Source organism: uncultured Limnohabitans sp., from assembly GCF_937889215.1.
GTDB lineage: Bacteria > Pseudomonadota > Gammaproteobacteria > Burkholderiales > Burkholderiaceae_C > Limnohabitans_A.
In genome coordinates, this window is record NZ_CALBEX010000214.1 from 1 (window position 1) to 4,569 (window position 4,569).

At 58.0% G+C, this 4,569-nt stretch carries 3 protein-coding genes; all 3 read left to right on the forward strand.

Annotated elements, in window-relative coordinates:
- Positions 1-461, forward strand: a 461-nt coding sequence (locus tag Q0341_RS05510; protein ID WP_299511084.1) for a helix-turn-helix domain-containing protein, incomplete at its 5' end; no start/stop codon positions are given.
- A gap of 150 nt (positions 462-611) precedes the next feature.
- Positions 612-1,721, forward strand: a complete 1,110-nt coding sequence (gene dnaN, locus Q0341_RS05515; RefSeq protein ID WP_299511086.1) for a DNA polymerase III subunit beta — start codon at positions 612-614, stop codon at positions 1,719-1,721.
- 95 nt (positions 1,722-1,816) lie between these two features.
- A complete protein-coding gene (gene gyrB / locus Q0341_RS05520) occupies positions 1,817-4,420 on the forward strand; it encodes a DNA topoisomerase (ATP-hydrolyzing) subunit B (RefSeq protein ID WP_299511088.1) in 2,604 nt (867 codons plus the stop codon).
- Positions 4,421-4,569: the final 149 nt, after the last annotated feature.

The following is a 4,569-nucleotide window of genomic DNA, read 5'->3' on the forward strand; positions in this document are numbered from 1 at the left end:
GCGAAATGCCTGAGGACGTGGCTTTTTTCGTAGCCAAAAACGTGCGCTCGAACGTGCGCGAGCTCGAAGGCGCGCTGCGCAAAATCCTGGCTTACTCCCGGTTCAACCAAAAAGACATCTCCATCCAGCTGGCCCGCGATGCCTTGCGTGATTTGCTGTCCATCCAGAACCGCCAGATCAGTGTCGAAAACATCCAAAAAACCGTTGCCGACTACTACAAGATCAAAGTGGCGGACATGTACAGCAAGAAACGCCCGGCCAGCATTGCGCGTCCGCGCCAGATTGCCATGTATCTGGCCAAGGAAATGACTCAAAAAAGCCTGCCCGAGATCGGTGAGCTGTTTGGCGGGCGTGACCACACCACCGTGCTGCACGCCGTGCGCAAGATCAGTGCCGAACGCCAGCAACTGACCGAGCTGAACCAGCAACTGCACGTGCTGGAGCAGTCCCTCAAGGGTTGAGCCGCCATGAACCCATTACAGCCCCCTGTTTTAGGTGATTTGCACCCCATCCAGGCCGTTTTGGGTCCAAAAAACAGCGAAAATGCATGCTGTTGTGAATTATTCGCCCGGCCCTAAGCTGCGGCGACAAAAACCATCAAAGGTAGACAAATGATCGTCCTGAAGGCAACCCAAGACAAATTCCTGTCGGTTCTGCAATCCGTGTCCGGCATTGTGGAGCGCCGCCACACCCTGCCTGTGCTGGCCAACGTGCTGATCCGCAAAACAGGACACGCCTTGCAGCTGACCACCAGCGATCTGGAAATCCAGATTCGCACCACCGCCGAAATGGAAGGTGACCCGGGCGATTTCACGACCACGGTGGGCGCTCGCAAACTCATCGACATCTTGCGCACCATGCCCGCCGACCAAACAGTGAGTCTGGAGTCTTCGCAAGCCAAACTGATTTTGAAAGGCGGCAAGTCCAAGTTCACCTTGCAGACCTTGCCCGCAGAAGACTTCCCACTGGTGCAAGAAGCCGCCAGCTTTGGCCCCGTGTTCAGCGTGCCGCAAAAAACCCTCAAGCAATTGCTGGGTCAGGTGTCGTTTGCCATGGCCGTGCATGACATCCGCTATTACCTCAACGGCATCCTGTTTGTGGCCGAGGGCAACCGCCTGAGCTTGGTCGCCACCGATGGCCACCGCCTGGCCTTCACCGCCGCCACACTTGACGTGGAAGTGCCCACCAAACAAGAAGTCATTCTGCCGCGCAAGACCGTGCTGGAGTTGCAGCGCTTGCTGTCTGACGCCGAAGGTGCGATCGAGATGCAGTTCGCCAACAACCAGGCCAAATTCAGCTTTGATGGCATGGAATTCGTGACCAAGCTGGTCGAAGGCAAGTTCCCAGACTACAACCGCGTGATCCCCAAGGGCCACCGCAACAACCTGACGCTGGGCCGTCAAGCTTTGCTGTCGTGCTTGCAGCGCACCGCCATCCTGACCAGCGACAAGTTCAAAGGCGTTCGCCTGAACCTCGACCCCGGCAGCCTGCGCGTGGCATCGACCAACGCAGAGCAGGAAGAAGCGGTCGATGAACTCGACATCGATTACGGCGGCGATGCCATCGAGATCGGCTTCAACGTCACCTACATCATCGACGTGCTCAGCAACATGGGCCAGGACATGGTCCGGATTGACTTGGCGGACGGCAACAGTTCGGCCTTGATCACCATTCCCGAAAATGACGATTTCAAATATGTGGTGATGCCGATGCGCATCTAAGGCAAAAGTCCACAAGGCCCCTTTATGGCTCCTTTTATCGAAACCCGCGCCCACTCGCGGGTTTCGGCCATTCAAGCGACAGAGAAAAAATCCACATGACCGACGACATCCAACCCAGCGAAGACGCTTTCACCACCGCGCAACCCAAGATCGACGCCCACCAAGCGGGCGCATCCGAAGGCTACGGCGAAGGCTCCATCCAGATTCTGGAAGGCCTGGAGGCTGTGCGCAAACGCCCCGGCATGTACATCGGCGACACCTCGGATGGCACCGGCTTGCACCACTTGGTGTTCGAGGTCGTGGACAACTCGATCGACGAAGCGCTGGCCGGCCACTGCGACGACATCGTGGTCACCATCCACTCTGACAACTCCATCAGCGTCACCGACAACGGCCGCGGCATCCCCACCGGCGTGAAGATGGACGACAAGCACGAGCCCAAGCGCAGTGCCTCCGAAATCGCTTTGACCGAACTGCACGCAGGCGGCAAGTTCAACCAAAACAGTTACAAGGTTTCGGGCGGCCTGCACGGTGTGGGCGTGTCTTGCGTGAACGCGTTGAGCAAGTGGCTGCGCCTCACGGTGCGCCGCGAAGGCAAAGTGCACCAGATCGACTTTGCCAAAGGCTTTGTGCAAAACCGTTTGCTCGAAACCGTGGACGGTGTAGAGGTTTCACCCATGCGCGTCACGGGTGCCACCGACAAGCGCGGCACCGAAGTGCACTTTTTGCCCGACGTGGAAATCTTCACGCAAAACACCGATTTCCATTACGAGATTTTGGCTAAGCGTTTGCGCGAGTTGTCCTTCTTGAACAACGGCGTGCGCATTCGTCTCAAAGACGAGCGGACCGGCAAAGAAGACGACTTCTCGGGCGCCGGTGGCGTCAAGGGCTTTGTCGATTTCATCAACGCCAACAAAAAAGTGTTGCACCCCAACGCCTTCCACGCCAATGGCGAGCGCCCAGCCGACAGTTACGGCGGCATCCCCGGCACCAGCATCGGTGTGGAAGTGGCGATGCAATGGAACGACGGTTACAACGAATCGGTGCTGTGCTTCACCAACAACATTCCCCAGCGTGACGGCGGCACCCACCTGACAGGCCTGCGCGCTGCGATGACCCGCGTGATTGGCAAGTACATCGAGAAAAACGAGATCGCCAAAAAGCAAAAGGTCGAAGTCAGTGGCGACGACTTGCGCGAAGGCCTGTGCTGCGTGCTGAGCGTTAAAGTGCCCGAGCCCAAGTTCAGTAGCCAGACCAAAGACAAGCTGGTGTCGAGTGAAGTGCGCGCCCCGGTCGAAGACATCGTGGCCAAAGCCCTCAACGATTATCTGGAAGAGCGACCCAACGACGCCAAGATCATTTGCGGCAAGATCGTGGAAGCTGCCCGCGCCCGCGAAGCCGCCCGCAAAGCCCGCGAAATGACGCGCCGCAAAGGCGTGCTCGATGGCATGGGCTTGCCCGGCAAACTGGCCGACTGCCAAGAAAAAGACCCGGCCCTGTGCGAAATCTACATCGTCGAGGGTGACTCCGCCGGTGGCTCTGCCAAGCAAGGCCGCGACCGTAAATTCCAGGCCATCTTGCCCCTGCGCGGCAAGATCCTGAATGTCGAAAAAGCCCGCTACGAAAAACTGCTGACCAGCAACGAAATCATCACGCTCATCACCGCTTTGGGCACCGGCATCGGCAAAGTGTCAGCCGACTCCGGCAAGAGCGGCACCGACGACTTCAACGTCGACAAACTGCGCTACCACCGCATCATCATCATGACCGACGCCGACGTGGACGGCGCGCACATCCGCACTTTGCTGCTGACTTTCTTTTACCGCCAAATGCCTGATTTGGTCGAGCGTGGTCACATCTACATCGCCCAACCACCGCTCTACAAAGTCAAGGCCGGTAAAGAAGAGCTGTACCTCAAAGACGGCCCGGCGCTCGACGGCTTCTTGCTGCGCATCGCGCTCAAAGATGCCAGCATCACCACCGGAGGCGCTGCGCCCCAAGTGCTGTCTGGCGAAACGCTCGAAGCCCTGGCCCGCAAACACCAAGTGGCTGAAAACGTCATTACCCGCTTGTCCAACTTCATGGACGCCGAAGCCCTGCGCGCCATGGCCGATGGCGTGTCGCTGAACTTGGATGGCATGGAACAAGCCGCTGCATGCGCCTCCGCACTGCAAGCCAAACTGCGCGAACTCAACACCACCGGCATCCCTGCCGAAGTGAGCGCTGAGTTTGATGTGCGCACCGACAAACCGATCCTGCGCATCAGTCGCCGCCACCACGGCAACATCAAGAGCAGCATCATCACGCAAGACTTTGTGCACGGTGCCGACTACGGCGCGCTGGCCGAAGCCGCTAACACTTTCCGTGGCTTGCTGAGCGAAGGTGCCAAAGCGCTGCGCGGCGAAGGCGAGCGCCAGAAAGAAGAAAAAGTGGGCGACTTCCGCCAGGCCATGCATTGGCTCATCAGCGAAGCCGAACGCACCACCAGCCGCCAGCGCTACAAAGGTCTGGGCGAGATGAACCCTGCACAGCTGTGGGAAACCACCATGGACCCCACCGTGCGCCGCCTGCTGCGTGTGCAAATCGACGATGCCATCGAAGCCGACCGCGTTTTCACCATGCTCATGGGCGACGAAGTCGAGCCTCGCCGCCATTTCATTGAGAGCAATGCGCTGCGGGCGGGGAACATCGACATTTGAGCGTTTGTAGGTTCTCAGATGTGATGCAAATTTTCTCAACTTTGCAAATAACAAAAGCCCGGGTCACCGGGCTTTTTTATTGCTGAGTCTCATTGTGATTGTGAGCTGTTTAGTAGTGATGAATAAATCATTTCATCAGCCAGAGTGAT

Coding starts and splice junctions, on each gene's coding strand:
- dnaN (WP_299511086.1), top strand. CDS start 612: ATGATCGTCCTGAAGGCAACCCAAGACAAATTCCTGTCGGTTCTGCAA.
- gyrB (WP_299511088.1), top strand. CDS start 1,817: ATGACCGACGACATCCAACCCAGCGAAGACGCTTTCACCACCGCGCAA.